Below are 26,289 nucleotides of genomic sequence, written 5' to 3'. Positions count from 1 at the left end.
CCCGAGCGTCGATCCTCAAAAGTGCCTATAACCAATTACCCACTAATTGTATACTTGGCGGTTCTTGAATTCATGGGCCAACGGTACTTCACCAATGACACAGGCGACGCCAGACGTGAAAACCTTTCAGGGCCTGATTCTAGCCCTGCAGCGGTACTGGGCCGAGCAAGGCTGCGTCATCATGCAACCGCTGGATATGGAAGTCGGTGCCGGCACGTTCCATCCAGCCACTTTCCTTCGCTCCATCGGTCCGGAAACCTGGAACTCCGCATATGTACAGCCATCCCGTCGCCCTACCGACGGTCGCTATGGCGAAAATCCGAATCGGTTACAACACTATTATCAGTTTCAAGTGGTCATGAAGCCGTCACCGGCCAACCTGCAGGATCTCTACCTGGGTTCGCTGACCCAACTCGGTCTCGATCCCCTGGTACATGATATCCGCTTTGTCGAGGATAACTGGGAATCTCCCACTCTGGGCGCCTGGGGACTGGGTTGGGAAGTCTGGCTCAACGGCATGGAAGTCACCCAGTTCACCTACTTTCAGCAAGCGGGTGGCATCGAATGCTATCCGGTGACAGGAGAGCTCACGTACGGCCTGGAACGCATCGCCATGTACCTGCAGGATGTCGATAGCGTTTACGACCTGGTGTGGACCATCGCCCCTGATGGTAGCAAAGTCACCTATGGCGATGTCTATCTGCAGAATGAACAGGAGCAGTCCGCCTATAATTTCGAATATGCCAATGTACCGGCATTATTCGATGCCTTCGACCATCAAGAAAGCGAGTGCACCAAACTGCTGGAGGCGGGACTGCCCCTACCGGCTTATGAAATGGTTCTCAAGGCGTCCCACACGTTCAACCTGCTCGATGCTCGTCACGCAATCTCGGTGACCGAACGCCAGCGCTATATCCTGCGCGTGCGAACCATGGCGCGTGACGTAGCCCATGCTTATTATGACTCGCGCAAGGCGGCCGGCTTCCCCATGGCACCCGAGGCCTTGCGTCACGAACTGCTTGCCGAACAGGGAGAAGCCTGAGCATGACGACCGATACACTATTGCTCGAACTCGGCACCGAAGAGTTGCCTCCCGGCGCCCTTGATACACTGTCAGATGCACTGGCCTCGGGCATTGCTGAGGGACTGAACAAGGCTGATGTCCCGTTCACTCATGTTCACGCCTATGCCACCCCTCGCCGGTTGGCCGTCCGTGTCACGGACCTGGCTGCCAAGCAACCTGATCGTGAAGTGGAGCGGCGCGGCCCATCCTTGTCCGCAGCCTTCAAGGATGGGCAGCCTACCAAGGCAGCAGAAGGTTTCGCCCGCTCCTGCGGTGTTTCGGTTGCTGACCTGATTCACCTGGAAACTGACAAGGGAACCTGGCTAGGTTATCGCGTCCAGCAGCCGGGACAACCCATCGATCAGTTGTTGCCGGACATCATAGCGCAGGCTCTCGCAGCCTTGCCGGTACCCAAGAACATGCGCTGGGGTACGTCACGTGTCGAGTTTTCACGCCCGGTCCACTGGCTCGTTGTGCTGTATGGTAACCAGGTCATCGATACCGAAGCGTTCGACCTTGAATCCGGGCGAACGACGTATGGACACCGTTTCCACGCTCCCGATGGCATTGCGCTATCCCATGCCGATGAGTATCTCGATGCACTAGAAACCGCGTATGTGCTTGCCGACCGTCAGCGTCGTCGAGAACGTATCCGCGAGCAGGTTCTTGCTGAAGCTGAAGTCCACGACGCCGAAGCGGTTATCGACGATGAATTGCTCAGTGAGGTCAGTGGACTGGTTGAGTGGCCAATTGCGCTGACAGGAAGCTTCGATGAACGTTTTCTGGAAGTCCCTCCGGAGTGCCTGATCTCATCGATGAAGGCCAACCAGAAATACTTTCATTTGCTCGATCGCCATGATCACCTGAAACCGTTATTCATCACCGTGTCGAATATCGATAGTCGCGACCCTCAACAGGTGATCGAAGGAAACGAGAAGGTGATCCGGCCCCGTCTGTCCGACGCGGCTTTTTTCTACGACGTCGATCGCAAGTCCCCATTGATAACGCGACGCGAGGGCCTGTCGAATGTTGTTTTCCAACAGCAACTGGGGACTCTCGCCGACAAGACCGAACGTATTGCCGTGGTTGCCGGACATATTGCCAATGCCATTAATGGCGATGTTTCCCAGGCTGAACGGGCCGCCCAACTCGCCAAATGCGACCTGGTGACCGAAATGGTTCAGGAATTTCCTGAGTTGCAAGGCATCATGGGTTGCTACTATGCCCGTCATGATGGCGAGGCCGATGAGGTGGCTCAGGCTCTCTATGAACAATATTTGCCCCGCTTTGCTGATGACGAGATCCCGCAGAGCCAAGCAGGTCTGGCGCTGGCCCTGGCCGACCGACTGGATACACTGACCGGCATTTTTGCCATCGGTGCCCGTCCGACGGGTGGCAAGGACCCTTTCGCCCTGCGGCGGGCCACTATCGGTGTTCTTAATATCCTGATCAAGGGAGAATTGGATCTTGATCTACAGGAGTTATTGACGCTATCTGCAGCCCAGCATCGGGACGTGCCCCAGCCGGAAGACCTGGTCGACCAGGTATTGGAATATATGCTGGACCGCTTCCGCGCCTGGGCTCAGGATGCCGGCATTCCGGCAGAAGTCTATCTGGCAGTCAGAGCACGCCCCGTCACGAAGCCCCTCGACTTCGCCCGTCGCTTGCGCGCGGTGCACCACTTCAGCCAACGAGAGGAAGCGGCGGCGCTGGCCTCAGCCAACAAGCGTGTATCCAATATACTCACCAAACAGGGGCTGGATGTGGCAAGCAGCCACACGATCGATTCCTCGCTGTTACAAGAATCAGCGGAAATTGCACTGGCAGAGGCACTGAAGACCTCCGATGCAAAGGTACAGCCGCTCTTTGCCCAAGCGGACTATCATACCGCCCTGGATAATCTGGCGAGCCTTCGCGAACCCGTGGATCATTTCTTCGATGAAGTCATGGTCATGGCAGATGACGATGCCATTCGATCCAATCGATTGGCCCTGCTAGCGAGTCTGCAAGCGTTATTCCTCAAAGTGGCCGATGTATCGGAGCTCTCCCAATGATTTGACGCTCTGACGCTACTCGTTAGCCCAGTTTACCTAACCGGCATACCTGTATGCCGGTTTTTTCGTAGTCGGATGTCGTCATTTGCTGCGTTTCACGTGAAACATCCTATCTGCTCGTATAAAACTAGATTGGAAACCGCAGACGCCACCCATTGTTTCACGTGAAACACGGCTCTACACTTCGACTCTCGTTCATGGCAATGGGACCTATCGGTATGTCTGAAAAAGTAGTGGTACTCGACCGTGACGGCGTCATCAATCAGGACTCCGATGAGTACATCAAGTCACTCGATGAGTGGGTGCCCTATCCTCAATCCATTGAATCAATCGCCCGACTCCACCAGGCAGGCTGGCAGGTGGCCGTGGCAACTAACCAATCCGGCATTGCACGAGGGTTCTACACCAAAGCGACATTGGAGAATATACATCGTGAACTACATCGACGGGTCAATATCGCCGGTGGAGAACTCGCCCACATTGCTTATTGTCCCCACGGGCCCGATGATTTCTGCCATTGCCGAAAACCGCAGCCAGGGTTATTGGAACAGATACAGGATGTGCTTCACTTGACCGACTTCGAAGGCTGCTGGATGGTTGGAGACAGCTTGCGTGACCTGGAAACGGGGGCAGCGATGGGGTGTCACTTGGCATTGGTCAGGACGGGAAAGGGGTTGAAAACCGAAGCGCAAGGGGAAGGGCTGGAAGGCACACTCATCTTCGATGACCTTGCATCGTTTGTGGATTGGCTTCTGTTAGAACAGCAGAACGAGCTGAACTGCCGATAAAAAAAGCTGGCCATATACTATAGGCCAGCTTTTTGCCCTGTCGGCATCAATTCAGACTCTTCTCGAGCGAGGTTTCACGTGAAACATTTGGCTTCGATTCAGCGAGTCGTTTTGGCTCTGGTTCAAATATCAAGATTCGCCACTAGCGCAAACCGTTCTATGAAATCACGTCGAGGCTCGACTTCATCCCCCATCAACGTGTTGAACATCATGTCAGCTGCAACAGCGTCCTCGATTGAAACCTGCAGCATCCGCCGTGTTTCCGGATTCATGGTGGTTTCCCACAACTGATCCGGATTCATCTCTCCCAGCCCCTTGTAACGTTGAATGGAGAACCCTCGCTGCGCCTCTTTCATTAGCCACTCGAGGGCGTCATAAAACGAAGACACGGACTGAGAGCGATCTCCACGAGCAATATAGGCCCCTTCCTCAAGCAGCCCATCCAATGTTTCTCCCAACTCCGCCATGGCACGATAATCCGTGCTGCGGAAGAACTCCATTCCCCACACATAATCCGTCGTCACACCATGGGCCGTCAGAGACACTGCAGGAAGGAATACATTACGCTCCGTGTCCTCGTGCAAACTGAAGGTATAACGTGGTCCTCCCTCATAAGCCGCCATGGCATCCATTTCCGTCTGCAGGAAATCGATCCACTGTTGCATGGCTGCACGATCCTTGAGGGCGTCCTCACCTTCCAGTTTTACAGCATGCACAATTTTCCGCAGTACCTCTTCAGGATAGACACGTGACAAGCGTTCAATACGGTTCATCACATCACGATACTGATTCACCAGGGACTCCAACTGCGCACCCGCAATCCCCGGGGCATCCTTATTGACGTACAACCTTGCGCCATCGAGAGCCGTCGTCGTCAGATAATCCAGCAGTGCCTGCTCGTCCTTCAGATAAAGCTCCTGTTTGCCCCTCTTGATCTTGTAGAGGGGCGGCTGTGCAATATAAACGTGACCGCGCTCAATCAGCTGGGACATCTGCCGGAAGAAAAAGGTCAACAACAACGTACGTATATGAGAGCCATCGACGTCGGCATCGGTCATGATAATGATGGAGTGATAACGCAACTTGTCCGGATTGAACTCTTCACGACCAATACCACAACCCAGTGCCGTTATCAGCGTTCCCACCTCGGCGGAAGACAGCATCTTGTCGAAACGCGACTTCTCGACGTTAAGGATCTTGCCTTTGAGTGGCAATATCGCCTGAGTACGCCGATCGCGCCCCTGTTTTGCGCTACCACCAGCTGAATCACCCTCCACGAGATAAAGCTCGGAAAGACTGGGATCCTTTTCCTGGCAATCCGCCAACTTTCCAGGCAGCCCAGCGATATCCAATGCGCCTTTGCGACGTGTCATGTCACGCGCTTTTCGAGCCGCCTCACGCGCCCTGGCAGCATCCAGCATCTTGTTGACAATGCTCTTGGCTTCATTGGGGTGTTCAACCAGATAATCGGAGAACTGTCTGCCCAGCTCCTGCTCCACTGCAGTCTTCACCTCTGAGGAGACCAGCTTGTCCTTGGTCTGAGCTGAAAATTTGGGGTCAGGCACCTTGACGGAGATAATGGCTGTCAATCCTTCCCTTGCATCATCGCCTGACGTCGCCACCTTGGATTTTTTCAGTACGCCTTCAGACTCGATATAACTATTCAGCGAGCGTGTCAGCGCAGCCCGAAATCCTGCCAGATGTGTTCCGCCATCACGCTGGGGGATGTTATTGGTGTAGCAGAAGATATTCTCGGAAAAGGTGTCATTCCATTGCATGGCAACTTCAACACCAATCCCATCGTCACGCTCGACATTGAAGTGAAAGACGGGATTCAGGATGGTCTTATTAGTGTTGAGATGATCCACAAAGGCGCGCAATCCACCTTCATAGTGGAACAACTCCTCCTTGCCGGAACGCTCATCTATCAGCCGAATGGCGACGCCGGAATTCAGGAATGAGAGTTCGCGCAACCGCTTCGCCAGGATATCATAGTGGAATTCGATATTGGCGAAGGTTTGTGTCGATGGCCTGAAGTGGACTTTGGTACCACTCTGCTCCGTCTGACCAACGACCTGCAATGGCGATTGCGGTACACCATGACTATATACCTGTTCATAGACATCACCGGCACGCCAGATCGTCAGTTTCAGCTCTTCCGACAAGGCATTGACAACAGAAACACCTACACCGTGGAGACCCCCGGAGACTTTATAGGAGTTGTCATCGAATTTCCCGCCGGCGTGCAGTACCGTCATTATGACCTCCGCCGCCGATACCCCTTCCCCTTCATGGATATCGGTGGGAATCCCACGTCCATTATCGGTGACTGTGACCGACTCATCGGGATGGATAATGACACGGATTTCACTGCAGTGTCCTGCCAAGGCTTCATCGATGGAGTTGTCCACCAACTCGAACACCATGTGATGTAAGCCGGTACCGTCGTCGGTATCCCCAATATACATACCCGGACGCTTTCGTACCGCATCCAGCCCTTTGAGTACCTTGATGCTCGATGAGTCGTAAGCTTGTTCGCTCATTGACTACTCCGTCATGAAGTCTTGCATTCCGTGTGGTGATGCTGCCAGACGACCCTGTTTCACGTGAAACATATCGACCGGTGTGTCTGATCGCCAGAGACCTGGTAAAGCATCCTGATCAACGCTGGTGATAAATACCTGGCATTCCATGACTTCCAACCATCGACAGAACGCTTGGCGGTGATAAGCATCCAGTTCTGCCGCCAGATCATCGATCAAATAGACACAGGTGCGTCCAGTTGCGTTTTCCAGCAGGCGTCCCTGGGCGAGCTTCAAGGCACTGACAACCAGTTTTTGTTGACCTCGGGATAGCACCTCCACCGCCGGGCGGCGCTTGAGGCGAATACGTAAATCCGCCCGCTGGGGACCTTGCTGGGTGAATCCCATGGACCGGTCTGTATCCCGTGACTGGCTCAGCACCTCGCTCAACGAGCGTTGGCGATCCCAGCCGCGATAATAACGCAAGGACAGGTCATCGATGGGCAGCAATTCTTTTAATGTTTCCGCAAATACCGGCGAAAGCGCCTGCATATAATCGTCGCGCAGCTTGTCGAGCTTCTCGCCCCAACACACCAACTCATGGTCCCATGCATCCAGAGAACGATGGTCCATTCTATCATGTCTGAGCAGCGCATTCCGATGTTTCAACGCACGTCGGACGCGCTTCCAGGTCGTAAGAAAGTCGTGTTCCACGTGAAACACTCCCCAGTCGAGAAACTCACGACGCGTCGTCGGTGAGCCTTCGAGCAGACGGAATGCATCAGGATTGATCAACTGTAAAGGTAGCGATTCAACGAGGTGGGACACCCTCGTCACTCTCTCTCCTGCCATCCGTATCTCAAGGTCGCTCGTATTTCTTGCCCGTCGAAGCCCAATGGGGACAGCGGGATCCCCGGTGAGGCGGCCATGGAGAACCAGCGCCTCCATGGAATGGGAGATGGCATGTTTAAGCTGATGGGTACGGAAAGAACGCCCCATACCCAGAATATGAATTCCTTCAAGCAGGCCTGTCTTGCCACTGCCATTGGCGCCGGAGATCAGGTTGACACCGGTGCCGGGGGTGAAATCGACATCAACCAGGTTGCGTAACCCCATGAAGGCGAGACGATCGAGAGGCATTCGCAGGATCCTACGGCGCCTGAGAGACGCCGCCATAAAGGGTCAAATGAACAATGAAGATGTCAATGCCGACAACATACAAAGCATGGAAGGGATCACTAGAGCCGCATTGGCATGACGACATACATCGCATCACCACCACCAGGCTCTTCCATCAGTGCACTGCTGTTAGGATCCGAGAGTGTCAGCTGCACTCGGTCCTCATTCAGGACGGTCAACACATCGATCAGATAGCTGACATTGAAACCAATCTCCATCCCATCCCCACTATATTCGATGGCCACGTTTTCTTCGGCTTCTTCCTGCTCGGGGTTATTGGCAGTGACCCGAAGGTTGCCCTCCTCTAGCTGCAAACGAACACCACGGTATTTTTCATTGGAAAGAATCGAAGTCCGTGACAATACCTGACGCAATTCGGCACGCTCGGCAATCAATACCTTGTCACCTCCACGAGGAACAACGCGCTCATAATCAGGGAATTTACCGTCGACCAGCTTCGAGGTGAACGTGAATTCCCCCGTATGGGCTCGCACATGACTCGCTCCAACGGTCAAATTGACGGGCTCATCACTGTCACCGAGCAAACGTGTCAATTCGAGTATCCCCTTTCGAGGGACGATCAGCTTCTGGGGTGGATCCACATCGATGTCCGCTGGGCGAGAACACACTGCCAACCGGTGGCCATCCGTCGCGACCGTTCGCACGAGGTTGGAATTCAACTCCAGCAACATGCCATTTAGATAATAACGAACATCCTGTTGTGCCATGGCAAACGAGGTGGCATCGATAAGATGCTTGAGCGTTCCCCGAGGCAGGCTGAGCTCAATATTGCCAGGCCCATCCTCGATATTGGGGAATTCTGCGACGGGCAAGGTCGAGAGCGTGAAGCGTGACCGCCCACTGCGCAAGACCGCGCGACCTTCCTCTATTGCAAAATTGATCTCCGACTGTTCCGGCAATGATTTGCAAATGTCCATCAACTTGCGTGCCGGCACCGTCGCCGACCCCGGCTCATCCACCTGATCGGGAGCCACACGACCAATCAACTCAACCTCTAGATCCGTGCCGGTCAATGCCAACTGGTCATCCTGGACCTGCAACAGCACATTGGACAGTACTGGCAAGGTCTGGCGCCGCTCCACCACACCAGCCACCAGCGTCAAGGGGCGCAACAAGGCTTCGCGGGAGATGGAAAATTTCATGGAGACTCCACTTCTTGTCCTGAATTTCGGTATATATGCATCGCACTACTGCCATCAGCTGGTCAGCAATCGCAACAGATTCTTGTAATCCTCACGGATATCGGCATTGTCTTCCTGCAACGACTGGACCTTACGGCAAGCATGGAGAACCGTCGTATGGTCGCGTCCTCCGAAGGCATCCCCGATTTCCGGCAGACTGTGATTGGTCAATTCCTTCGCCAACGCCATGGCAACCTGTCGTGGCCTGGCCACGGAACGTGAACGACGTTTGGACAACAGATCCGCTAGCTTGATCTTGTAATATTCGGCGACGGTGCGTTGGATATTGTCCACGCCCACCTGCTTATCCTGGAGCGCGAGCAAATCCTTGAGTGACTCACGAATAAAATCCTGAGTGATCGGTCGTCCCATGAAATGGGAGTCGGCAATCACCTTTTTCAGGGCCCCTTCCAGCTCACGAACATTGGAGCGTATTTTCTGTGCAATGAAAAACGCAGCATCATGAGGCAGATCCACCTTGGCCTGATCCGCCTTTTTCATCAGGATCGCTACACGCGTTTCAAGTTCAGGCGGCTCTATGGCAACGGTCAGACCCCATCCAAAACGGGACTTCAGACGTTCTTCTACTCCATTGATTTCCTTGGGATAGCGATCAGAAGTCAAGATCATTTGCTGTCCACCTTCCAACAGGGCATTGAAAGTGTGGAAGAACTCCTCCTGCGAGCGCTCCTTACCGGCAAAGAACTGAATATCATCGATCAACAGCGCATCGACGCTACGGTAAAAACGCTTGAAATCATTGATGGCGTTCAGCTGGAGTGCCTTGACCATATCAGCGACGAAGCGTTCCGAATGCAGATAAACCACCTTGGCATTGTCGCTTTTCATCGCTAATTGATTCCCGACGGCATGCATCAAGTGCGTTTTACCCAACCCGACACCGCCATAAAGAAACAGGGGATTGTAAGCCCCACCCGGGTTTTCGGACACCTGACGTGAAGCGGCTCTGGCCAGTTGGTTGGACTTACCTTCCACAAACGTTTCGAAAGTGAAATTGGGATTGAGTCCACTCTGGTGCTTGAGACTTCCCTCCACCTGCACCTGGCGCTCGCCGCCGGCTCTGGTGTTTGATTCCGCCTGTTGGGAAACTTCGCTTTCACCGGCCCCGGCGTCACCGATTTCTCCCTCATCGGGCAGATCCCCACGAGGCGGAACCTGCACGGCCGGGGCCGCCGGTCTATTACTGTACGCATCGGCGGATACCGGATTCCCCAATTGCCGTGGCTGAGGGGCGGGTCCCGCCCGGCGACTGCCTACAGTCAATGACACCTTGGGAGGCTTGGAAGGGGACAGTTCACGTATCAATTCATTGATACGCTTGGCATACTTGTCACTGACCCAGTCACGCACAAAGCGATTGGGCGCCAGCAGGCGCAATTCGTTGGATTCACCTTCCTCTGCTTGCAACGGACGAATCCACGTATTGAACTGCTGTGAACTCAATTCATCCTGCAGGTACTCAAGACACTGTTGCCAAAGAGCGACAGACACCGCCACCTCATCCATTCATGGGCCAATGAAGACCGGACATTGTATCGTCCTGAGCCCAAGTTATCCACATGTCACCCACTATCAAGTACTGTGGAAAACTCATGATGCTCCATTAGCGATCCCCACGAGCCCCACGTTCTTTCCACCAAGTTAGCCACAACCTTGGAATCATTTTAAATAGTTGAATATAAAGGATTTAAAAGGTTATCCACAAATACCATCCCCAAGGTTAATAACAAATACTTCTAACAGGCGGACCGACACGACACACACCCATCACCCCGCTATCGTCGCCTCTTGCGCAAACAACGTGTCGAGGAAATTGCACCGGACTGGCGAATTCACTAAAATCCCCGTCTTGGTCCGAAGACCCCGACGCTTGTATAGAACACGGGGTCGCATTGATTCGTCATCAAGTCACATTCAACCACGTGGGAATCACGCATTATGAAACGCACTTTCCAACCCAGCGTTATCAAGCGCAAGCGCATGCACGGCTTCCGGGCACGCATGGCAACCAAAAATGGTCGTGCTGTTCTGGCGCGTCGTCGTGCCAAGGGTCGCAAGCGGCTGAGCGCCTGACGGCGAATACGTGTCTCAATATGAATTTCCCCGGCGCCAGCGGTTGCTCAGCGCCGGAGACTATCGACACGTTTTCGACAACGCGACGTACAAGGTACACGGCAAAGGATTACTGGCCCTGGCATGCAATAACGATTCGGGGCATCCTCGGCTTGGGCTCGTGATCAGCAAGAAAAGCGCTCGCCGTGCGGTAGATCGTAACCGCGTCAAACGTGTGACGCGCGAGTCCTTTCGCCTGCGACAACATCGGCTTCCGGCTGTTGATATCGTCATCCTGGCCCGGCGTGGTATCACCGAACTGGACAATGCCACTTTGTATCGCCAACTTCATGGGTTGTGGCGACGTCTGGAAAAGCAGGTACACCATGCCTCGGTTTCCGATACATGACGAGATGTCACTGACACCCGGATAGTATTGGTGGCTTGCACTGAGGCAGATCGTTACGCCAGCTTCTCTGATAACATCGCGTCGGCTGATACGTCGCCAGACCTCCACTTCCATCGGGCAGAACTCTCATGGATGTAAAACGACTCCTGCTACTGATTCCATTAGCCGTGCTTGCCTACCTTTTGGTGGTGCAGTGGAATCAGGATTACGGTCAAGTGCCTCCGGACACAGATGCGCCTTCCATTTCCAGTGCAGAAGAGGCTGGAACTGACTCGGACGCACCGGGTAACGAGGGTGACTCGGCAGATGACGAAGGCCTGGCCGCCCCAAGCTCGGAAGATGACGTCGACACCGAGATGGCCGATGACGTCGCAGACGAGGAAGAGAACGGACGCGAGTTGATTGCCGCCATCACGGACGTCCTGGATGTCCGCATCGACCCGCAAGGGGGCGACATCGTTTATGCCGCCCTCCCCAAGCATAAGCAACAACTCGACTCGGAGCAGCCTTTCATACTGCTCAGCGACAATGACCGACGCAGCTATGTCGCCAAGTCCGGTTTGCAGTTGGAAGGGCATGAAGGGCGCATCGCCTACGAGCCCGAGGCGACCGAATATCGCCTTGAAGACGGTGACGATGAGTTGGTCGTCGAACTGGATGCGGAAGTCAACGGCGTCGACATCACCAAACGCTATACCTTCGAGCGTGGCAATTACGCCGTCGATGTCAGTTATCATCTGGCCAATCAGGGCAATGAGCCGGTCACGGCTCGTTTTATCGGCCAACTGGCCCGTGACAACAGCCCCGATCCCTCCAGCGGTCCAGCGCTGGGGATGAAATCATTCCTGGGAGCCGCGTATTCATCACCGGATGACCGCTATCAAAAGGTCGATTTCGATGACATACAGGCCGGCAATTTCGACAACCGGGATGTCGAAGGCGGCTGGGTAGCCATTATCCAGCACTACTTCGCTTCGGCCTGGGCGCCTCCTCAGGATCAACAGAATCTGTATTACGGCACGACGGATTCGCGTGATCGCAACGTCGCCGCATTCGCCGGTCCCACACAGAATCTGGCTGAAGGGGGAGAAGCCACACTCGACGCGACCCTATTCATGGGCCCGAAGATCCAGGATCAACTCGAAGCTGTCGCCCCTCATCTGGAATTGACGGTGGACTTCGGCTGGCTATGGTTCCTGGCGAACCCGCTGTTCTGGCTGCTTGAGCATATCCATGACGTCCTGGGTAACTGGGGCTGGTCGATCGTCGTACTGACTCTCTTCGTCAAGCTGGCGTTGTTCCCGCTGTCTGCCAAGGCCTACAAGTCAATGGCCCGCATGCGCAAGCTCGGGCCGGAGATGCAACGGCTCAAGGAGCAATATGGGGACGATCGCCAGAAGATGTCCCAGGAGATGATGAAGTTCTACCAGAAGGAGAAGATCAACCCGTTGGGTGGCTGTCTCCCGATTCTGGTTCAAATGCCCGTCTTCATCGCGCTCTACTGGATGCTGCTGGAGTCCGTGGAATTGCGCCACGCGCCGTTCATCTTCTGGATCGAAGACCTGTCAGTGAAGGATCCGTTCTTCATTCTGCCGATCCTCATGGGCGCCTCGATGTTCCTGCAGCAACTGCTCAATCCGACACCACCAGACCCCATGCAGGCCAAGATCATGAAAATGCTCCCGGTCATTTTCACGTTCTTCTTCCTGTGGTTCCCGGCCGGGTTGGTGATCTACTGGATCGTTAACAATACCGTCTCGATCCTTCAGCAATGGATCATCACACGGAACATTGAAAGCGACCCCAGTGTCGGCAAAGGCATGAAGACGCGAAAATAGCATGTCTGTCGTCCACTATCAGACCCCCGCCTCAGTGCGGGGGTCTGGTGTTTATGGCCCGCCAACGGGAGAATAATCGGATCTACAGTTACCGGAGCCGTTATGTCCGCCGCTCTATACACTCAAGATACCATTGGGGCGCTCGCCACTCCCCCCGGACGAGGGGGAGTCGGCATCATTCGGGTTTCCGGCCCCGACTGCGTCACTGTCGCCAATACGATCCTGGGTTACTGTCCCCCGCCGCGTCGGGCGGATTATGTTCCCTTTCGCGGGGAAGCAGGCATTATCGACGAGGGTATCGCTCTCTATTTCCAGGCGCCTAACTCATTCACGGGGGAGGATGTACTCGAACTGCAAGGGCACGGGGGTCCGGTCATCATGGACCTGCTGCTGGAACGCTGCATCCAGCTCGGCGTCCGCATGGCCCGTCCGGGCGAATTTTCCGAACGCGCTTTTCTCAACGACAAGCTGGATCTGGCCCAGGCCGAGGCCATCGCTGACCTGATAGAGGCCAGCTCCCGAACCGCAGCCGAGAATGCCGTACGTTCGCTCCAGGGTGAGTTCTCTCAACGAATCGAGACACTGGTCAAGCGGCTGATCGAATTACGCATGTATGTCGAAGCGGCGATCGACTTTCCGGAAGAAGAGATCGATTTCCTCGCCGACGGCCACGTCGCCACTATGCTGGAGAGTGTGCAAGCGCAACTGGAAAGCGTGCGCAGCGCGGCTGGTCAGGGCGCCCTGATGCGCGAGGGAATGAACGTCGTGATCGCCGGGCGCCCCAATGCCGGCAAATCCAGCCTGCTCAATGCACTAACCGAACAGGAGACGGCAATTGTGACATCGGTCGAGGGAACGACTCGCGATGTGCTTCGCGAGCATATCCATATCGATGGCATGCCATTGCACGTGATCGATACCGCTGGCTTGCGTGATACTCCCGATGCCGTTGAACGAATCGGTGTAGCCAGAGCCTGGGAGGCGATCGAAACGGCCGACCGCGTACTACTGCTGGTCGATGCATCCACGACCATGGCAACGGACCCGAAGGCGATCTGGCCGGAATTCGTCACACGCCTTGCCGATCCCGGACAATTGACATTGATACGCAACAAGGTCGATGAAACCGGGGAGTCGCCAGGCCTGGAGATGTCCGATAACGCCCCGGTAATACGGCTCTCGGCCAAGACAGGCGCTGGCATGGAAAGCCTGCGAGATCACCTCAAGACAGTCATGGGCTTCTCCACGACTACCGAGGGGCGCTTCTCGGCACGGCGGCGCCATCTGGATGCTCTCGATCGAGCAAAGCGAGCACTCACTAACGGGAAAGAACAATTGTCAGGGCTTGGAGCCGGTGAATTGCTAGCCGAAGACCTGCGCGACGCCCAACAGGCACTCGGTGAAATTACCGGCGAATTCAGTGCCGACGATCTATTGGGTGAGATCTTCGGCAGCTTCTGCATCGGGAAATAGTGAGCTAGCCATCGCTATTCACCAACCCACCAATCGGCCTGGTAACCCGCCTCCTCGGGTAGGCATGACAGCATGATACCGAGGCTTTCATCCAGACGGGCATCCAGCCCCCAAGGCGGATTGAAGACCAACAGACCGCTGCCGTACATCCCGCGCGCTTCCGTTTCGGGGGATCGCCAGTATAGTTGGCTACGCCACAACTTTCGCATACCGGTGTCACGGAGCCGATCGAGCAGCTCATGGTGGTGTCCTGCCGGCAGCAGTGGATACCACACCAGAGCAATGGCATGCCTCGCCTTCCGAGATAGCCGATGCAGCGTCTCAGCAACCTCGACGTACTCCCCCTTTCGTTCATAGCTGGGGTCGATCAGGGCACATACCCGAGGCGTATCAACAGGCATCAGACGGAGAATGCCTTTCAGGCCATCGTCGTGATGCCGCTGGGCATTATCGGGTAATGGTTGATCACCAAGATGAGCATGCTCTCCAGGATGCAGTTCGTAAAGATGCAGACGATCCTGGGCGCGTAATCCTTGCACCAACCACCAGGGGGACCCCGGATAATGCGTCATGCCCCCATCCCCTCCCATCTGTTGCAAGGGCGCCATTGACGCTAGCCACGTCTTCAGAAGTGAGTTCTTACTAACCTCCCCCTGTTGTTTCCAGAGCAGTTCGACTCCCTGACGATACTCTGCAAGCTTGCGGGTTTCCGGTGCGTCGAGGGGGTATAGGCCACGACCGGCATGGGTATCGATGTAAGTCACGGCTGATGCCTTCCGGTGCATATGCTGGATTACGGCATGAAGCGCCAGATGCTTGTGCACATCGGCCATATTGCCCACATGAAACGCGTGTTGATAGGAGAGCATAGAGAAGGCGTGGTTGAGGACGAAAACCGAAGGCCCGTCCACTGACGGGCCCCGTGAGTGACAAGCGGTTTACTGCGTTGATTGACGCTGTTCGATCCGCTCTTCGATCGGAGACAGTGTGATTTCGACACGGCGATTCTGTGCCCGGCCCGAATCGGTATCGTTGCTGGCTACCGGACGGCTTTCGCCATAACCCGTCATGCTCAAGCGGGACGATGTAATGCCGCCCTGTCGAAGATAAGTACCCACCGACTCGGCTCGGCGCTCGGAGAGCCGCTGGTTATAGTCCTCGGCGCCGGTACTGTCAGTATGGCCGGCAATATCGATACGCGTATCGGGATAGGCATTGAGCACTTCAGTGACATCATCCAGGGCCCGCCGAGCCTCGTTGGTCAAATCACTGGAATCGAAGTCAAAGGTGACACTATCGGGCATGTTGAGAGTGATGTCATCACCGCTACGTTCGACACCAATGCCGGTACCTTGCATACGCTCACGCAGCTCTTCCTCCTGCCGGTCCATGTACGCGCCGATACCTCCCCCGGCGGCGGCGCCAACGGCTGCCCCGATCAGAGCGCGATCACGACGGCTGCTGCTGCCATCACCGCTGAGTGCACCAGCCACGGCACCCACGGCAGCACCGATACCGGCGCCTGTTGCCGTCTTGTTCCGGCGTGTCTCCCCGGTATTGGGATCCGTCGTTGCGCAACCGGCCACGAGAATCACTGCGGCAAGCGGGCTCATGAAACGGACTAGCTTGGGCATCATACAATCACTCCTTGAAACGAACGGGATGACTCCCGGCATCATTCATTGCTGATCGATGCCAGAAGGTCATTCAAGAATAATAGACCCCTAGGGGTAGCTTGAAGCCACATGGTATCTTGCACAAGAAGTCCTTTTTTGCGAAGTGGCGACAGTTGGGCCTCGAGTTCGTGGATCGGCCGCCCGGTATGCGCTTCCCAGATCGCCATGGGGACGCCATCGACCAGTCGCAAGGCATTCATGGCAAATTCCAGGGGCAACTCATCGACACCAATGGATTCACGTCCAGCGAGAAAACCGCGTAGATCTTTCCGGCGACGCAGATAGGCATCGGGCTGGCGGGTTTTCCAGCGCCTTTCGATGTGCCAGTCGCCGCCTTCTCCGCATCCCGTGAGCTTGCCATGGGCGCCGGCTCCGATTCCCAGATAATCGCCGAACGCCCAGTAGTTACGGTTATGTCGTGATGACAGGCCGGGACGTGAATACGCCGATATCTCGTACTGTTGAAACCCGGCGCCGGTCAGTCGCTCGTGGCCCGCTTCCTGAATGTCCCAGAGCAGGTCGTCATGAGGCAATACGGGAGGGTGCGTATAGAATTCGGTATTGGGCTCGAGGGTCAGTTGATACCAGGAGAGATGTTCGGGCTCCAGTACCGTGGCGGCATCCAGATCGGCCAATGCCTGGTTGACATCCTGTCCCGGTAACCCGTGCATGAGATCGATATTGAGATTGTCAAATCCTGCCCGCCGGGCAAGCGACACTGCCCTCTTTGCCTCATCAGCCCCATGAATGCGGCCCAGGACCGCGAGATGTTCGGGCTGAAAACTCTGAACGCCCAATGACAACCGATTGATTCCTGCCTGACGATAGCCATGAAAGCGTTGCTGTTCGATCGTACCGGGATTGGCCTCCAGAGTAATCTCGATATCGTCAGCCAGTGTCAGTCGGCTGGCCAGGGCCTCCAGAAAATGCTGGTAGAACGCCGGCGACATCAGGCTGGGCGTCCCGCCACCGATGAAAATGCTGGTCAGCTCCCGCGACGCGGCAAGAGGAAGCTCATCTTCAAGATCCGCCAACAGAGCTTGCAGGTAAGTCTCTTCCGGTAGTTCTGAATGATGACCCACACCGTGCGAATTGAAATCACAGTAGGGACACTTGCGTACGCACCAGGGCACATGCACGTACAAGGCAAGAGGGGGCAAGCTGCGGGTCGGTTCCATCATCGACATCAATAATGCCACTGGTCGACCAGGGCCTGCATCGCCCGACCGCGATGGCTCAAGCGGTTCTTCTCTTCCCCGGAGAGTTCGGCAGCGCTCATGCCCATGTCGGTCACCCAGAACAACGGATCGTAGCCAAAGCCTCCCTCGCCACGGGGATGCGCAAGTATTTCTCCTTCCCAGCACCGCTGGACAATGACGGGCACGGGATCGTCTGCATGACGCAAATAGACCAATACACACCAGTAACGCCCGCTTCGCTGCCCCTCGGGGATCCCGGCCATGGCAGACAACAATTTGTCATTATTGGCTCCGTCATCGGGTGGTTCCCCGGCATAACGGGCCGAGTAGATCCCTGGCGCCCCGTTCAATGCATCCACTTCCAGACCGGAATCGTCGGCGAGTGCCGGCAACCCACTGACTCTGCTCGCTTCACGGGCCTTGAGCAAGGCATTCTCAACGAAGGTGACGCCCGTCTCTTCCACCTCAGGCACCGAAAAATCTTTCTGAGCTCGCACCTCAATGCCTACGGGTGATAGCAATTCATTGAATTCTCTAAGCTTTCCTTCATTACCACTGGCCAGCACCAGCGTATGTATAGCAGACATGTCATTCATCCTCGCCGTGTTACCTCCATTCTACGTATCCAATAGGGAAGTGGGAATTTCCTCTTACACATCCCGAACTTTTACAACAAGTTAAGGCAAGTATTAATTATTTCATACTCATTGACTAAGAAAACAGTGTTACAAAAATTAAAGTTAGAATACTTTCGTTAGCTTGCTTTAGTATTTTATAAATTCATCAAATTATATAAATAACTGATTGATTTTAAATAAAAAACTTTATTGCCTATGTTTAGATTAACCTAATACTATTAAAATCATTCTTTTTTACAGTAACTTAACTTTACATTCATGGTGTTTGGATTACAGTTAGGAAGAGGGTCCTCCTTAATATCGTCATACTGTCAACGCATCGCGCTTCCCATAAGAAAGGAGCAGGGTCATGGATCAAGCCAAGGGATCGGTGCTTCTAGTCACCGATACGAACCCACAATCACAATTGTTCATCGATTATATCCATCAACAACTGCAGTGCCCCGTTGCCGTCAAGGGACTCACCGAGAGCTGTAGCCTGCAAGCAAATGAGACCACGCTGATACTGATGGATGCCGACCACGTCGATGACGAAACACTTCAACAATGGTACTACCAGACGTTGGAAGGGTCCGACATATTACTGGCGGCCTTCAACCTGCGTGATGAGGACCACGCCGCTGATGTACTGGCCAAGTTCCACCTTCAGGGCGTCTTCTATCGCAGTGACAGCCTGATGCTGATCTGCAAGGGCATCCGCAAACTTCTGGAAGGCGACCTGTGGATATCACGCGCATTGATGACCCGCCTGATCGATTTCTATCGGCGTCAGCAACGCAATGCCTACCGCCCCATCTGTGGGTTGACGCACCGTGAACTCGAGATCATTGGTCTTCTAGGATCAGGCGCCTCGAACTCGGAGATCGCCGAACGGCTCTTCGTCAGCGAGCACACGGTAAAGTCGCATCTCTATAACGTCTTTCGCAAGATCAAGGTGCATAACCGTATCCAGGCCATGAACTGGGCGCGGCAAAACCTGGGTGCCATGCCGATCAACCTGGCCAGTATGAGAACCGAAGACAACCCGCATCGCTCCTCGTTACGCCATTGAATCACGATGGAAAAAGCGTCCAGGGGATTATAAAGAACAACGCCGGGAACGAGAGTCACTATGGAAGTCACCAAGCGTTTGCTGTTTGTCGGTGCCGATCATCATCACACGCCGCCAGTCATCGCGGATATGGCCCAGCGCGGATGGTCCATCCAATGCGCGCCCGACACGTTTCACGCCGATGAGTTGATTCATTCGCACCCTTGCGATGTCGGTCTGATGTATGTCGATGTTGACAAGCATCACCAGAAAGCGGCCGAAAAGCTGGTCATGTCCCATCCCATGGAGTGGGTCGCCCTGGTCGACAATGCAGCACTCGACGATCACGTCAGCTGCCGCATCCTGAGCCAACTGTTCTACGCCTACCACACCTTACCGATCGATGTCGCAGAGATCGATTGTCTGTTGACCCATGCCCTGGCCATGGCCAGATTGGCGCCACTTCCCGGTCGGGACTGTCAGTTGGGATCCAGCGAGTACGAAATGGTGGGCACCACCCCGGAAATGCATAAGCTGTTCAACATGATTCGTCGTGTAGCAGCCGTCGATGCACCGGTCTTCATCAGTGGTGAATCCGGCACGGGTAAGGAACTGGCTGCACATGCTGTCCACGAGCGATCGACACGGGCCGAAGGACCATTCGTGGCCGTCAACTGCGGCGCCCTACCGGCCAGTCTGATTCAGTCGGAATTGTTCGGCCATGAGAAGGGCGCCTTCACCGGTGCGACACAACGCAAGATTGGCCGTATCGAAGCCGCATCCGGCGGTACCCTGTTCCTCGACGAGATCGGTGACTTGCCACTGGATATGCAGGTCAATCTCCTGCGCTTTCTCCAGGATCACCAGATTCAGCGTGTCGGGGGACTCAAGGAGATCAACGTTGATGTGCGAGTCCTGGCTGCGACACACATTGATCTTGAGGCTGCCGTGCGTGAAGGGCGCTTTCGAGAAGATCTCTATCACCGCCTCAATGTCCTGCAGATCAATGTGCCGCCGCTTCGCGAACGGCAGGAAGACATCGAGGTGCTGGCGCGTTTCTTCTTCGACAAATTCGCCAATGAGAAACCGGCTCAATTGCGGGGATTCAGCCAGGAAACGCTGGCCTTGATGCGGCAATATGACTGGCCAGGCAACATACGGGAACTGATCAACCGGGTCCGCCGCGCCATGGTGATGTGCGAACGACGCCTCATTCGTCCCGCTGACATGGGACTCGAACGGCGACACAACAGCCGTGAAGTATTGACACTGGAACAAGCCCGTGACGCAGCCGAACGCGATGCCCTGGTGGCCGCCCTGGCCCGCAACAAGTACAAGATCCAGAATGCCGCCAAGGAACTCGGCGTGTCACGGGTGACACTCTATCGATTGATCGATAAACATGACATCGTCCGCCCCGAATCCGCCGAGTTGCATCATTGAGATCGAGCCGCTGCCAGCCAGCGGCTCAGTGAGTTGAGTTCACTGCCTAGAACTGGAACGGCATCCGGAACGAGACCGTGAGATCCGAGGCATCGTCGGTCAGACCAACCGCCACGTTGGTAACCAGCGACGTATCGTCACTCAGCGCATAGGTAGCGCCGAAATTCATGGTCCCTACATTGGCATCACTGCCCACGACCTCTTCGGTAACCCCGTTCTGGGTCGTCTCGGATTTGAAACTGTGCTGGTGCGCGTAGGACATCGACAAGCTCAAGCGTTCATTCAAGGCAAATGCCGTACCGAATCCCAGATTGAAGGAGTCGCCCAGCTTGACATCTCCTGGCTGATTGCCTTCCGCGGCATCGATATCGCCGAAGCTCTCCTCGAAATTGTAGGTGTAGCCGGCATTGGCGAAGAGAATGGCGGGATCGACCGTCTTGAGCACCGAGAACCCCGTGGAAACGGCCCAGACGCCGTTACCCGTCGGCAGTTCGGTCGGAATCTCCACATTACCTTCACTGCCTTCCACTCGACGTGTCGGGATACCGAAGGGATCGTTGCCTGTCGGCGCACGGACACCAACATTCCAGACCAGATCGGGGCGTTGCGCGGTTTCATTCAACAATCGGTAATTGAGTGAGGCACTGATATCCCCCAATCCGGCCTCGCTCACGGAATCCTCGACATTGGGGTCATCTTCGGCCGCACCTCCCCCTCCGGTGCTCTCATAGGTACTGCTGCGATACAGGAACGGGAAATTGAGTTCGAATTCCAGACGCTCCGTCACCCCGTAACGAAAGTTGAGATCGAACGTGGTGATATGGCTCGAGACGGTATCGACATTGATTTCACCGAGAAAGATGGCATCCAGCGCCAGGAAACCACTCAGAGCCAACTGGCTACGATCCGAATAGGCATAACTGATCCCGGGTTCGATCGTCAGTCGATCCGAGAACAGCGCATGTTCCTCGCGGAGCACATTCTGGACGCTTTGCGTGGGGCCGGCCTCCCTGACAACCTCCCCGTCTCCATCGCCCCCCGGCGACACATCCTCTTGAGCCCAGGCCGATGTGGCCCACACACTACCCACACACAAAGTGACAGCGGTGATATACGGCTTGAGACTCAGTTGAGGATCGGCAACCTTGGTCATTCGCATTATCCACTCCCCTGACTATCGATTCCCTGGGTTTTTGATGGTATTCGATGGGCTGCGACTGAATCCTGTCGAGCAGGATTCCGACACGTTCCCGATCACTGCATTACCGTTTTGTTGTTCATGAACATCTGATGCACTAGGCAGTGTAGTCGACGGAAATCTCGGCGCGTTGACGTCAATATCACGGAACATCAACAATGCAGAAAGGGTGACCATCTCGCGTATCCTACGGAGACAACCACCCTGAAATAGATAGCGACCTGATTGCGAAACCATTGCCGGTCCGGTTAACGCCGCAGGCCACGTGCCGAATCCAGTGCACGCTTGAGCTGGGAACCTGACGCGTCACCCAGTGCCTGTTTCACCCCGACCTGTAGCCGTGTCACGTTTCGCACCCGCTGCAGATCGCTGTTGAGTTGCACCGACTGATGCAACCCCTGCCCCGATCGGAGCTGCTGCTTGATTCGGCCCTGGCCCGGCACGTCGATACCGACTTCCATACCGCGTCCATTCTGTCGAACGCTCAGATTGGCCGTACCGGTATTCAAGGACGTTTCACCATTGCCGGAAACCCGTGCGCCACGCGACGCATTCGCAAATGTCTGGATATCGAGTTCGAATTCGTTGGCAGCAGCGTTGCCATCACCAGCCGCCTGTATGGTTTGTACGACCCCACGCGCATTGCCACTACCGAGGTCGTTATAGCTCAGATTCGCATTATCATTCCCTTTCGACCGCATCTTGTCGCTATCGATGGACGTGGCTGTAATATGCGGTTTGAAACTGGCTTTGCCTTTGATCATATCGGCATGGAGATTGGCGCCCGCTTTCAGACTATCACCGCCAGCGGTGCGAAATTCACTCTCCATACTGACGCCGAAGAACATGACACTTTTGCCATCGATGAAACGGCCGCGCATACCGGCCAATTCGTCATCGCTGAGTTGACGGGAATCGGCCAACGCCGATACATCGGTCGTCGCGGCCCGTCCTTCTGTTGGCTGTCCAATGCCCCCTAATACAACGACGACTCCCAGTGCACCGTACCAACGTTTATCCACCCAGTGCCTGATCATATTTACCCCCTTGAATGCGCCCTTGCTGATGCCGTTATCCGTAGGCATCTCGCTCAGAAGAAGTCAGCATGGCGAAATCCGAAATCGAGAAGATCCTGTTCGGGTACCGGTGCAAACACATCGGTCAGCCGCCGCGCTGTCAGCGGTTGATCGGGATCGAGTAATGGGGTTTGCGTATCGAACCCTTCGCCTACCACGGCGAAGATGATGTTGTTCCAGGCGGCGAGAAATTCATCCCGCTCCATGACCCGGTTACCCAACGCTGGATCACCGACATAGACCCGATCATCACTGGCCTTTTTCATGACAACGAAGTGCTTGTAGCCATCGATATCGAGCAGCACGATGACGGGAATCGCCACCTCGTCCAGTGTCTCGGTGTCGACTTCATAACCTCGACCGCGATACCCCAGGCGATCGACATAATTCTTGAGGTCGAGCAGGGAAAAGCCGCGCTCCATCACCACGTCAGGATCGGCGACCTCGAGCATGCCTTCGAGCACGTCCTCTTCCGTGATCTCCGGCTGGTTGTAGGCATAGCGCAGCAACGTTGCCAACGAGGCGGCACCGCAGGAAAAATCCGTTTCCTGTTCCACCAGGGTGTCGAACTTCCGCTCACGCATCGACTGCACATCCTTGTTGATCACGGTACCCGATACCACATTGCCCAGACGCACGTTGGCCGCCTGGACATCGGATATTCCCGCTGCCAGCAGGCAGCCAGCGCCAACCAGAACAGACAACATGCGAGTCATTATCGAAGGAAACATCAGTGCTCTCCCACAGGCTCGTTGGAGTGGAAAACCGGCCCCATCCGGGGCCGGTTCACATCACTGACTAGCCGTGGTTACTCAGATCCACCACCCGTCCCTGCGGCAATGGAGAGCGAGTTACGCTGCTGATTGTTGTTACCCGCAGCAACGTTCACCCCGAGATTGCCTGACGCATCGCGGAGTGCATTACCGCTCAGGTTGGCGTCATTGGTCTGCATCTGGTTCTTGGTCGTCGTCACGGTTTCACTGCCGGAGTAGGCAGCCGCAAGCGCACCGGCGCTGGCTTCCGCACCGGCACCTGCACTAGCGTGTTTGTAGTAAGTGCCTGCGCTAGCGCCTGCTTCAGCACCGGCAGATGCCCCCGAAACCGCAGCTACACCATTAACCTGGGACGTTTTTGTTGTCTTGGTCTTCCCAGTTCCATTGAAGCTGGCATTATCGCTGTTCGATTGCACGCCGGCCGAGGTGGCATCGGCTGATCCATTGCTGGTATTGACGGACGCCGACAGGCTGTTCTGCTGGGCATTACCGACACCGGCCGCACTATTGAGACCGATATTGCCTGTGGCGCCGCGCAGCGCATTGCCACCTGCGCCGGCATCGTTATCGGTGCCCTTGTTGACCACCGTGTTGTCGTCAGAGGACTGTACCGAGAATGCGGCCGACTGTGCGAAGACCGTATTCGCGTCGGATGCCGCCAAGGCCGCATCATTGGCCTGTTGGTTGTTATCGCCGGCCGCACTGTTGATGCCGATATTGCCACTGGCATTTCGACCGGCATCACCGCCTACTCGCGCATCGTTTTCCACCAGATCGTTGAGCACGAAATTGTCTTCCGACAATTGCTTGCTATCGACCGTGGCACCCGCATAGTTGGGATCCAGTATCAGGGCGCCGCCCCAGACCTTGATATCCTTATTGGTCTCGGCATCATGCTCGATTTCGACTTCGACTTCATTTTCGAACTCAGAGTCGATCTCGCTATCGGTATCGAAACCACCGGTATACTCATCCGCCATCGCATAGGGAGCCATCATCAAGGTAGCGATAGCCAGTGCCAGCGGAGTTTTCGTCAATGTTTTCATGATCTTTCTCCTGAATGAACCTTGGTTCAACGTTGTTTATTCCGGCAGACTACTCACCGCCCCCAGGCCCCACACGGAGACTGAAGCTGTTACTGGTGGTATTGCCGTTTCCGGCTGACTGGTTCGTCTGGATAATTCCTGCTGCCCCCGAGAAGGCCGTCTTGTCGATCGTGACCTTGCGCTTCGAGGCATCGGAACTAGCCAGATCGGCCGTCAGTCCCTGCTGATCGGACAGCACCTGACCCATACTGCTCTCGCTCAGTGCACTGCCCTTGATGCCCAGAGCCATGCTGACTGCATTGCCCTGCACATTCGCTCGCCCCGCCGCCTGGTTGGTCGAAATCCAGCCTTTGGCGTGGCTGAATGCTCGACCCTCGATCGAGACGTTGTCTCGGCCAGGAACGGAGCCTTTGTCCAGTGTGGATTGCTGAATGACATGGTTATTCACGGAAGCGGTATCACCGATGGCAATCGCACCCGAATTACTCTGAAGATTGTTGGTTCCCGCTGCGCTATTGGTGGCGACTACGCCCCGCACACCGCTCAACGCATCACCACTGATGACACTGCTGTTCGCCTGAGGTAGATGCCTGAAAACCCCGTCGTCCCCAACGGCTTCATTCATCACGAACGTCATGAACACCAGCGGTGACATCGCCAGTAACATGCTCCGCAAACGGCCAGTTTTTTTCGATGTTTCGCGATCAAAGCTCGTGTTTCCGGCCATGACGTTCACCTTTGACTCTGGGTCGTAATGGAGTTTTTCTGGATATTTCCCTGACCCATGGAGTGATTGGACCCCTTGCTCGATCCACCCTGTTGTCCGGTATGACCTTCATCCCAGAGAATGACACCGTCAGCCGAGCCACTTTCGAGTTCGGAAGATGGGGTGTAACGGCCGCGAACCTGGCTCAAGGTGCCGCTATCAATGCTTGTATTCATCTCCAGCGACCTGAATGTGTCAGGCAAGCGTTCTTCCCCGCTGTTACCCCCGAAGTCATTGCCACTATCGAAAGCGACACGATCGGCCAAACCATGGTGGTCGTTATTGCTATATGACGATGACTGATGAGAGACCGTGGTATAGGCAACGGCTATGGTGTCGTTATCTCCCTGCAGCTCCCCTGCCCAGCTGACAGCCGGTCCACACGCCAGGATCAATACCGTCGCGACATACCGGCAGCGCGTTGCGATTGGCCTGGGTGGTAAAACCGATGTGGAGTATGTCACGCCGTTCATGGTCTCTATCCTCAGTGTCGTCACATAATACTGAGCAATCTCTGTGCCAACTTATAAGTTATTGATTTTAAATAATTAACCCACAATTCCCGGAGTGAGTGAGTGTTAACTCAGTGAAACAAAACACATCAATGTCATGAAATGTAAACGACAAAAAGAGGTCGAATCCCGCGCCAGGGCGGGCATCGAGCATCACCCTATACCGAGTGACACATTGCTGTTACAGGAGGAGGGCCAAGAAGCGGTGAAAATTGCTAATTCTCTATTTTAAAAGGAAAAACAGAAAATCGTATGGCTTTGTCAATGTGTAGAGCCTTGTCTTGTACCTCAGTAAAGACGTAGGAGGAATACGCAACAATGATGATGCATG

At 55.2% G+C, this 26,289-nt stretch carries 23 protein-coding genes; 9 read left to right on the top strand and 14 right to left on the bottom strand.

The features are described 5' to 3' along the window. The first annotated feature begins 94 nt into the window (after positions 1-94). The 3 genes from glyQ to gmhB all read left to right on the top strand — a co-directional run bounded on the left by glyQ (position 95) and on the right by gmhB (position 3,905). Entirely contained in the window at positions 95-1,042 is a 948-nt protein-coding gene (gene glyQ / locus BLW01_RS07325) for a glycine--tRNA ligase subunit alpha (RefSeq protein WP_092568842.1), read from the top strand. Between the two features lie 2 nt (positions 1,043-1,044). Beyond that, the gene (gene glyS / locus BLW01_RS07320; RefSeq protein WP_092568841.1) at positions 1,045-3,117 is read left to right on the top strand and encodes a glycine--tRNA ligase subunit beta; all 2,073 of its coding nucleotides are present in this window, start codon (positions 1,045-1,047) and stop codon (positions 3,115-3,117) included. A 218-nt stretch (positions 3,118-3,335) separates the two neighbouring features. Further along, positions 3,336-3,905 carry a D-glycero-beta-D-manno-heptose 1,7-bisphosphate 7-phosphatase gene (gmhB, locus tag BLW01_RS07315; RefSeq protein WP_092568840.1) on the top strand — a complete coding sequence of 190 codons (570 nt, stop codon included), beginning with the start codon at positions 3,336-3,338 and terminating at the stop codon, positions 3,903-3,905. A 122-nt stretch (positions 3,906-4,027) separates the two neighbouring features. On the opposite strand, the gene gyrB is transcribed toward gmhB, so the two are convergent. From gyrB to dnaA, 4 genes are all read right to left on the bottom strand, one after another. Next, positions 4,028-6,448 carry a DNA topoisomerase (ATP-hydrolyzing) subunit B gene (gene gyrB / locus BLW01_RS07310; RefSeq protein ID WP_092568839.1) on the bottom strand — a complete coding sequence of 807 codons (2,421 nt, stop codon included), beginning with the start codon at positions 6,446-6,448 and terminating at the stop codon, positions 4,028-4,030. Between the two features lie 3 nt (positions 6,449-6,451). Then, positions 6,452-7,567 carry a DNA replication/repair protein RecF gene (gene recF / locus BLW01_RS07305; protein ID WP_092568838.1) on the bottom strand — a complete coding sequence of 372 codons (1,116 nt, stop codon included), beginning with the start codon at positions 7,565-7,567 and terminating at the stop codon, positions 6,452-6,454. A 98-nt stretch (positions 7,568-7,665) separates the two neighbouring features. Further along, complete coding sequence (gene dnaN, locus BLW01_RS07300; protein WP_092568837.1) at positions 7,666-8,769, bottom strand: DNA polymerase III subunit beta; 1,104 nt, start codon at positions 8,767-8,769, stop codon at positions 7,666-7,668. Positions 8,770-8,823: 54 nt separating this feature from the next. After that, positions 8,824-10,320: a chromosomal replication initiator protein DnaA gene (gene dnaA / locus BLW01_RS07295; protein ID WP_092569027.1), complete on the bottom strand. Its 1,497-nt coding sequence runs from the start codon at positions 10,318-10,320 to the stop codon at positions 8,824-8,826. A 447-nt stretch (positions 10,321-10,767) separates the two neighbouring features. Here dnaA and rpmH point away from each other — a divergent pair, with 447 nt between their 5' ends. From rpmH to mnmE, 4 genes are all read left to right on the top strand, one after another. Next, positions 10,768-10,902, top strand: a complete 135-nt coding sequence (gene rpmH / locus BLW01_RS07290; protein ID WP_092568836.1) for a 50S ribosomal protein L34 — start codon at positions 10,768-10,770, stop codon at positions 10,900-10,902. A 10-nt stretch (positions 10,903-10,912) separates the two neighbouring features. Then, positions 10,913-11,290: a ribonuclease P protein component gene (gene rnpA, locus BLW01_RS07285; RefSeq protein WP_092568835.1), complete on the top strand. Its 378-nt coding sequence runs from the start codon at positions 10,913-10,915 to the stop codon at positions 11,288-11,290. Positions 11,291-11,418: 128 nt separating this feature from the next. Continuing rightward, positions 11,419-13,128 carry a membrane protein insertase YidC gene (gene yidC, locus BLW01_RS07280; RefSeq protein ID WP_092568834.1) on the top strand — a complete coding sequence of 570 codons (1,710 nt, stop codon included), beginning with the start codon at positions 11,419-11,421 and terminating at the stop codon, positions 13,126-13,128. Between the two features lie 102 nt (positions 13,129-13,230). Then, positions 13,231-14,601 (top strand): tRNA uridine-5-carboxymethylaminomethyl(34) synthesis GTPase MnmE, encoded by a 1,371-nt coding sequence (gene mnmE, locus BLW01_RS07275; protein WP_092568833.1) that lies wholly within the window; start codon positions 13,231-13,233, stop codon positions 14,599-14,601. 14 nt (positions 14,602-14,615) lie between these two features. Here the strand turns inward: mnmE and rlmJ are convergent, their stop codons facing one another. The 4 genes from rlmJ to rdgB all read right to left on the bottom strand — a co-directional run bounded on the left by rlmJ (position 14,616) and on the right by rdgB (position 18,063). Beyond that, positions 14,616-15,434: a 23S rRNA (adenine(2030)-N(6))-methyltransferase RlmJ gene (gene rlmJ / locus BLW01_RS07270; RefSeq protein WP_308428094.1), complete on the bottom strand. Its 819-nt coding sequence runs from the start codon at positions 15,432-15,434 to the stop codon at positions 14,616-14,618. A 105-nt stretch (positions 15,435-15,539) separates the two neighbouring features. Next, positions 15,540-16,235: a YiaD family glycine zipper/OmpA-like lipoprotein gene (locus tag BLW01_RS07265; RefSeq protein WP_092569026.1), complete on the bottom strand. Its 696-nt coding sequence runs from the start codon at positions 16,233-16,235 to the stop codon at positions 15,540-15,542. A 41-nt stretch (positions 16,236-16,276) separates the two neighbouring features. Further along, entirely contained in the window at positions 16,277-17,458 is a 1,182-nt protein-coding gene (hemW, locus tag BLW01_RS07260; protein ID WP_092568831.1) for a radical SAM family heme chaperone HemW, read from the bottom strand. Positions 17,459-17,463: 5 nt separating this feature from the next. Continuing rightward, the gene (gene rdgB, locus BLW01_RS07255; RefSeq protein ID WP_092569025.1) at positions 17,464-18,063 is read right to left on the bottom strand and encodes an RdgB/HAM1 family non-canonical purine NTP pyrophosphatase; all 600 of its coding nucleotides are present in this window, start codon (positions 18,061-18,063) and stop codon (positions 17,464-17,466) included. 400 nt (positions 18,064-18,463) lie between these two features. Here rdgB and BLW01_RS07250 point away from each other — a divergent pair, with 400 nt between their 5' ends. Continuing rightward, complete coding sequence (locus BLW01_RS07250; RefSeq protein WP_092568830.1) at positions 18,464-19,165, top strand: LuxR C-terminal-related transcriptional regulator; 702 nt, start codon at positions 18,464-18,466, stop codon at positions 19,163-19,165. Positions 19,166-19,225: 60 nt separating this feature from the next. Next, positions 19,226-20,587: a sigma-54 dependent transcriptional regulator gene (locus BLW01_RS07245; protein ID WP_092568829.1), complete on the top strand. Its 1,362-nt coding sequence runs from the start codon at positions 19,226-19,228 to the stop codon at positions 20,585-20,587. A gap of 46 nt (positions 20,588-20,633) precedes the next feature. Here the strand turns inward: BLW01_RS07245 and BLW01_RS07240 are convergent, their stop codons facing one another. The 6 genes from BLW01_RS07240 to BLW01_RS07215 all read right to left on the bottom strand — a co-directional run bounded on the left by BLW01_RS07240 (position 20,634) and on the right by BLW01_RS07215 (position 25,919). Further along, a complete protein-coding gene (locus BLW01_RS07240; RefSeq protein ID WP_229806445.1) occupies positions 20,634-21,746 on the bottom strand; it encodes a transporter in 1,113 nt (370 codons plus the stop codon). A gap of 287 nt (positions 21,747-22,033) precedes the next feature. Further along, entirely contained in the window at positions 22,034-22,822 is a 789-nt protein-coding gene (locus tag BLW01_RS07235) for a hypothetical protein (RefSeq protein WP_092568828.1), read from the bottom strand. A 53-nt stretch (positions 22,823-22,875) separates the two neighbouring features. Further along, on the bottom strand, positions 22,876-23,592 hold the full coding sequence (locus BLW01_RS07230) for a C39 family peptidase (protein ID WP_229806444.1): 717 nt from the start codon (positions 23,590-23,592) through the stop codon (positions 22,876-22,878). Between the two features lie 77 nt (positions 23,593-23,669). Further along, entirely contained in the window at positions 23,670-24,680 is a 1,011-nt protein-coding gene (locus BLW01_RS07225) for a hypothetical protein (protein ID WP_092568826.1), read from the bottom strand. Positions 24,681-24,729: 49 nt separating this feature from the next. Further along, positions 24,730-25,407: a hypothetical protein gene (locus tag BLW01_RS07220; protein ID WP_092568825.1), complete on the bottom strand. Its 678-nt coding sequence runs from the start codon at positions 25,405-25,407 to the stop codon at positions 24,730-24,732. Positions 25,408-25,412: 5 nt separating this feature from the next. Further along, positions 25,413-25,919 carry a hypothetical protein gene (locus BLW01_RS07215; protein ID WP_092568824.1) on the bottom strand — a complete coding sequence of 169 codons (507 nt, stop codon included), beginning with the start codon at positions 25,917-25,919 and terminating at the stop codon, positions 25,413-25,415. Between the last annotated feature and the right edge of the window lie 370 nt (positions 25,920-26,289).

The sequence above is a fragment of the Aidingimonas halophila genome (assembly GCF_900106955.1).
In the GTDB taxonomy this organism is placed as follows: Bacteria; Pseudomonadota; Gammaproteobacteria; order Pseudomonadales; family Halomonadaceae; genus Aidingimonas; species Aidingimonas halophila.
Note: the sequence above shows the minus strand (reverse complement) of the source record. Positions and strands in the feature narration are given on the sequence as shown.

Coding starts and splice junctions, on each gene's coding strand:
- glyQ (WP_092568842.1), top strand. CDS start 95: ATGACACAGGCGACGCCAGACGTGAAAACCTTTCAGGGCCTGATTCTA.
- glyS (WP_092568841.1), top strand. CDS start 1,045: ATGACGACCGATACACTATTGCTCGAACTCGGCACCGAAGAGTTGCCT.
- gmhB (WP_092568840.1), top strand. CDS start 3,336: ATGTCTGAAAAAGTAGTGGTACTCGACCGTGACGGCGTCATCAATCAG.
- gyrB (WP_092568839.1), bottom strand. CDS start 6,448: ATGAGCGAACAAGCTTACGACTCATCGAGCATCAAGGTACTCAAAGGG.
- recF (WP_092568838.1), bottom strand. CDS start 7,567: ATGCCTCTCGATCGTCTCGCCTTCATGGGGTTACGCAACCTGGTTGAT.
- dnaN (WP_092568837.1), bottom strand. CDS start 8,769: ATGAAATTTTCCATCTCCCGCGAAGCCTTGTTGCGCCCCTTGACGCTG.
- rpmH (WP_092568836.1), top strand. CDS start 10,768: ATGAAACGCACTTTCCAACCCAGCGTTATCAAGCGCAAGCGCATGCAC.
- yidC (WP_092568834.1), top strand. CDS start 11,419: ATGGATGTAAAACGACTCCTGCTACTGATTCCATTAGCCGTGCTTGCC.
- mnmE (WP_092568833.1), top strand. CDS start 13,231: ATGTCCGCCGCTCTATACACTCAAGATACCATTGGGGCGCTCGCCACT.
- rlmJ (WP_308428094.1), bottom strand. CDS start 15,434: ATGGCCGATGTGCACAAGCATCTGGCGCTTCATGCCGTAATCCAGCAT.
- BLW01_RS07265 (WP_092569026.1), bottom strand. CDS start 16,235: ATGCCCAAGCTAGTCCGTTTCATGAGCCCGCTTGCCGCAGTGATTCTC.
- hemW (WP_092568831.1), bottom strand. CDS start 17,458: ATGATGGAACCGACCCGCAGCTTGCCCCCTCTTGCCTTGTACGTGCAT.
- rdgB (WP_092569025.1), bottom strand. CDS start 18,063: ATGTCTGCTATACATACGCTGGTGCTGGCCAGTGGTAATGAAGGAAAG.
- BLW01_RS07250 (WP_092568830.1), top strand. CDS start 18,464: ATGGATCAAGCCAAGGGATCGGTGCTTCTAGTCACCGATACGAACCCA.
- BLW01_RS07245 (WP_092568829.1), top strand. CDS start 19,226: ATGGAAGTCACCAAGCGTTTGCTGTTTGTCGGTGCCGATCATCATCAC.
- BLW01_RS07240 (WP_229806445.1), bottom strand. CDS start 21,746: ATGCGAATGACCAAGGTTGCCGATCCTCAACTGAGTCTCAAGCCGTAT.
- BLW01_RS07235 (WP_092568828.1), bottom strand. CDS start 22,822: ATGATCAGGCACTGGGTGGATAAACGTTGGTACGGTGCACTGGGAGTC.
- BLW01_RS07230 (WP_229806444.1), bottom strand. CDS start 23,592: ATGTTTCCTTCGATAATGACTCGCATGTTGTCTGTTCTGGTTGGCGCT.
- BLW01_RS07225 (WP_092568826.1), bottom strand. CDS start 24,680: ATGAAAACATTGACGAAAACTCCGCTGGCACTGGCTATCGCTACCTTG.
- BLW01_RS07220 (WP_092568825.1), bottom strand. CDS start 25,407: ATGGCCGGAAACACGAGCTTTGATCGCGAAACATCGAAAAAAACTGGC.
- BLW01_RS07215 (WP_092568824.1), bottom strand. CDS start 25,919: ATGAACGGCGTGACATACTCCACATCGGTTTTACCACCCAGGCCAATC.